Genomic DNA, 3,659 nt, shown 5'->3' with positions numbered 1-3,659 from the left:
GAGCAAAATGGGCAGCGAATAGAAAAGCACCACGCTGATTTCCCAGCCCGTGCTGAAGTCGAGGAAACCGACCAGCAGCGACAGGGAGATGGATTCCGTCCACAGCCAGCGGCGCGGCTGGTGCTCCAGGAATTCCAGGACTCCGGATTTCATGGTGAACAAAGTGGATCGATCGGCATGGCGCGCCATTGGTGTGACCTCATCGCCAGCGGGAATCAAGCCAGTCTCCCGCCCTCCTCCCATGATCGCCATTGCCACGGGCCGCCCTTCGTGTCCTATTCCCACGATGCGCCCACGCGTTCCGCTTTGTCTGGCTTTGCTCCTCGCTACGAATCTCCTTTCGGCCCTGGCCGCCGATGGCGCGGATGGCTGGACCGTGGCCAACACCGGCGACAATCTCACCGTCTTCACCCGCCCGCACGAAGGCACGTCCATCCGCGAGTGCAAGGCCGTCGGGATCATCGACGCCGAGCCGATCGTCGTGAAGCGGGTCCTCGACGACACCGCGGAGTATCCCAAATTCATGCCCTACGTGGTCGAGTCCAAGACCCTCTCCCGCACCAGCGACGGCCGCGTGGGCTATCAGCGCATCTCTCCGCCCATCGTCGGCGAGCGCGACTACACCGTGCGCGTGAAATGCGAAAGCAAGGCCTGCCCCAGTGGCGGCATGATCTACTGCAACCGGTGGGAATGCGCCAACGACCTGGGCCCCGCGGAGATCAAGGGCGTGACGCGCGTCAAGATCACCCAAGGCTCCTGGCTGCTCGAGCCCGCAGCCGGCGGCAAGACGAAGGCAACCTATACCATCTACTCGGATTCCGGTGGCGGCATCCCGACGTTCCTGCTCAACAGCGCGAACAAGACCGCCATCCCGAAACTTTTCGCCGCGGTCGGCAAGCAGTGCAAGCTGCCGAAATACCAAGGCAAATAACCGCTTCAGCGTTCCGGCCGGCGGGAGCGGATCGGTGGAATTGCAGCCGCGCCGCAGAGGGCAACCGTAGCGGAAGACGCAGACTTTTGTTTGTCGAGTTCCACCCGCCATCGAGATCATTTGCGCTACCCCCTTGTGCCCAGTAGAAGAGGCGGCTCCATGAAAACCGTGCTCGAGGTCATCCAGGCGACGACCGCTTATTTCCAGAAGAGCGGTGTGGAGAGCCCGCGGCTGAATATCGAGCATCTGCTGGCCCATGTGCTCGGGAAGAAGCGCATGGATCTCTACATGGAATTTGACCGGCCGCTGAGCGAGCAGCAGCTCGAGCCGCTGCGCGCGCTGGTCAAGCGCCGGGCGGTGGGTGAACCGCTCCAGCATCTCCTCGGGACGGCGGAGTTTCATGGACGCTCCTTTTTCTGCGACCAGCGCGGGCTCGTCCCGCGGCCGGAAACCGAGCAGCTCTGCGAACTGGTGCTGGCGGGCGGCGCGGCCAAGCGCGTGCTCGACGTGGGCACCGGCAGCGGAGTCATCGCGCTCACGCTGGCCGCGAGCTGGCCGGAGGCGCAGGTCGAGGCGGTCGATCTTTCGCCCGACGCCCTCGCGCTGGCCGGCGAAAATGCGGCACGACTGGGGCTGACCGAGCGGGTGCGGTTCCTCGCCAGCGATCTCCTCGCCGGCGTCACGGGCGAATACGATCTCATCGTGGCCAATCTCCCCTATATCGCCCAAGGCGAAATCCCCACCCTCGCCCGCGAAGTTCAGCACGATCCCCTTTCCGCCCTCGATGGCGGCCCCGATGGGCTGGAGATCTTCCGGCGATTCGCCCCACAGGCGGCGCAGCATCTCCGGGGAAAGCTGGCCCTCGAAATCGGCCATGACCAGGCGAAGCCGCTGGCCGAACTGCTGGTCGCGCACAATTTTCAAGACATCCGTTCACAAACCGATTACCAAGGCAAAGACCGATACCTCTTCGCAAATTATGGATAAAATCCTCGTTCACGGCGGCGCCAGCCTCAGCGGCAACGTCAAAATCAGCGGCTCGAAAAACTCCGCGCTCCCGATCCTCGCGGCCACGCTGCTCACCAAGGAGCCGTGCGTGATCCATCACGTGCCCGACTTGAGCGACATCCATTACATGCTCCAGATCCTCTCGCACCTCGGGGCGCAAGTGGAGCGCGCCAGCGGCGTGGTGACCGTGCAGGCGGAGAAGATCATCACCGAGGCGCCCTACGAAATCGTCCGCAAGATGCGCGCGTCGGTCTGCGTGATCGGGCCGCTCCTCGGGCGCGAAAAGGAAGCCACCGTCTCGCTGCCCGGCGGCTGCGTGATCGGCGACCGCCCCATCGATCTGCACCTCAAGGGCTTCGAGGCCCTCGGCGCGATGCACCGCATCGAGAACGGCAACGTCAAGGTTTTCGCCGGTGAACTGAAGGGCAGCTCGATGAGCCTGCGCGGCAAACAGGGGCCGACCGTCCTCGGGACCGACAACGTGATGATGGCCGCCGTCCTCGCCGATGGCACCACCGTGATCGATAGCGCCGCCGCCGAACCCGAGGTGGTCGACCTCGCCAATTTCCTCAACAAGATGGGCGCGAAGATCGAGGGCGCAGGCACGCGCCGCATCGTCATCGAAGGCGTCAAGGAACTGCACGGCGCCGAGCACAGCGTGATCCCGGATCGCATCGAGGCCGGCACCTTCCTCGTGGCCGGCGCCATCGCGGGCAAGGGCGTGACCCTCAAGCGCGTCGACCCCTCGCACCTCACGGCCGTCACCGACGCGCTGACCCGCGCCGGCTTCCTCCTCAAGATCGAGGGCGATACCATCACCATCTCGCCCAACGGCGTGTGGAAGCCCCTCGAACTGACGACGAACCCCTACCCCGATTTCCCGACCGACATGCAGGCGCAAATGTGCGCGCTCCTCGCCAAGACGCCCGGCATTTCCGTCATCACCGAGACCATCTTCCCGCAACGTTACATGCACGTCTCGGAAATGAAGCGCATGGGCGCGGACATCTCGCTGAACGGCGCGACGGCGGTCATCAAGGGCGTCGAGCGCTTGAGCGGCGCGCCCGTGATGGCCAGCGACCTGCGCGCCAGCGCCGCGCTCGTCCTCGCCGGTCTGCAAAGTGAAGGCATCACCGAGGTCAACCGCGTGTATCACATCGACCGCGGCTACGAACTGATCGACGAGAAGCTCAACGGCCTCGGCGCGCACATCGAGCGGGTGAAGGCGTAAGCCCACCGGCGAAAAATGAAGCCGTCCCCCCACGGCGTGTCCTGGCGCGTTGGCCTGTGGTGCGCCCTGGCGCTCTCGTTGAGTTCCTGTGCCCAGCATTACCGCCTCACCTCGACCGACCAGGTCCGGATGCTGCCGGCGAGTCGTGGCCTGAACGGCGGCAGCTTCGTCGCCCCGTCGCCGTGGAGATATCGTGGCTCGAAAGCGCATACGCACGAATTCTACTACTATTACCACGACGAAAACGTGCTGAAGCGGTGCGGCGTTTCCATTCCGCGGGAAGCCGTGGTGTTGCCCTTTCCAGAGCGGGCCTTTGGAGTGCCGCGGGAGTGGGTCACCTTGGGCAAGGACTCGAAAACATTTCAGTTCGATCCGTCTTCCAAAGTGCATGGAGGGGATGACTAAAGGGGAACGTCCGCGCGGCCTGCGTCGTCCTCGTTCTCGTCCTCCTTCCCCTCGCCCGCCTCCGCGGCCCTTGTTGCCTCCACC

The 3,659-nt window shown here is 64.4% G+C and carries 4 protein-coding genes; all 4 read left to right on the top strand.

The window, feature by feature from the left end:
• Nucleotides 1-286: 286 nt before the first annotated feature.
• The gene (locus ABJF10_RS29980) at nucleotides 287-931 is read left to right on the top strand and encodes an START domain-containing protein (RefSeq protein WP_348548273.1); all 645 of its coding nucleotides are present in this window, start codon (nucleotides 287-289) and stop codon (nucleotides 929-931) included.
• 159 nt (nucleotides 932-1,090) lie between these two features.
• Entirely contained in the window at nucleotides 1,091-1,918 is an 828-nt protein-coding gene (gene prmC / locus ABJF10_RS29975; RefSeq protein WP_348548272.1) for a peptide chain release factor N(5)-glutamine methyltransferase, read from the top strand.
• Complete coding sequence (murA, locus tag ABJF10_RS29970; RefSeq protein ID WP_348548271.1) at nucleotides 1,911-3,170, top strand: UDP-N-acetylglucosamine 1-carboxyvinyltransferase; 1,260 nt, start codon at nucleotides 1,911-1,913, stop codon at nucleotides 3,168-3,170. Before prmC ends, murA begins: the two co-directional genes overlap by 8 nt.
• A 36-nt stretch (nucleotides 3,171-3,206) precedes the next feature.
• Nucleotides 3,207-3,575 carry a hypothetical protein gene (locus ABJF10_RS29965; RefSeq protein WP_348548270.1) on the top strand — a complete coding sequence of 123 codons (369 nt, stop codon included), beginning with the start codon at nucleotides 3,207-3,209 and terminating at the stop codon, nucleotides 3,573-3,575.
• Nucleotides 3,576-3,659 lie beyond the last annotated feature (84 nt).

The organism is Chthoniobacter sp. (genome assembly GCF_040003245.1).
GTDB lineage: Bacteria > Verrucomicrobiota > Verrucomicrobiia > Chthoniobacterales > Chthoniobacteraceae > Chthoniobacter.
This window is presented reverse-complemented; position numbering and strand designations above follow the sequence as displayed.

What these genes read in the sequence shown, in the direction of transcription:
- ABJF10_RS29980 (WP_348548273.1), top strand. Translation starts at nt 287, where the DNA reads ATGCGCCCACGCGTTCCGCTTTGTCTGGCTTTGCTCCTCGCTACGAAT.
- prmC (WP_348548272.1), top strand. Translation starts at nt 1,091, where the DNA reads ATGAAAACCGTGCTCGAGGTCATCCAGGCGACGACCGCTTATTTCCAG.
- murA (WP_348548271.1), top strand. Translation starts at nt 1,911, where the DNA reads ATGGATAAAATCCTCGTTCACGGCGGCGCCAGCCTCAGCGGCAACGTC.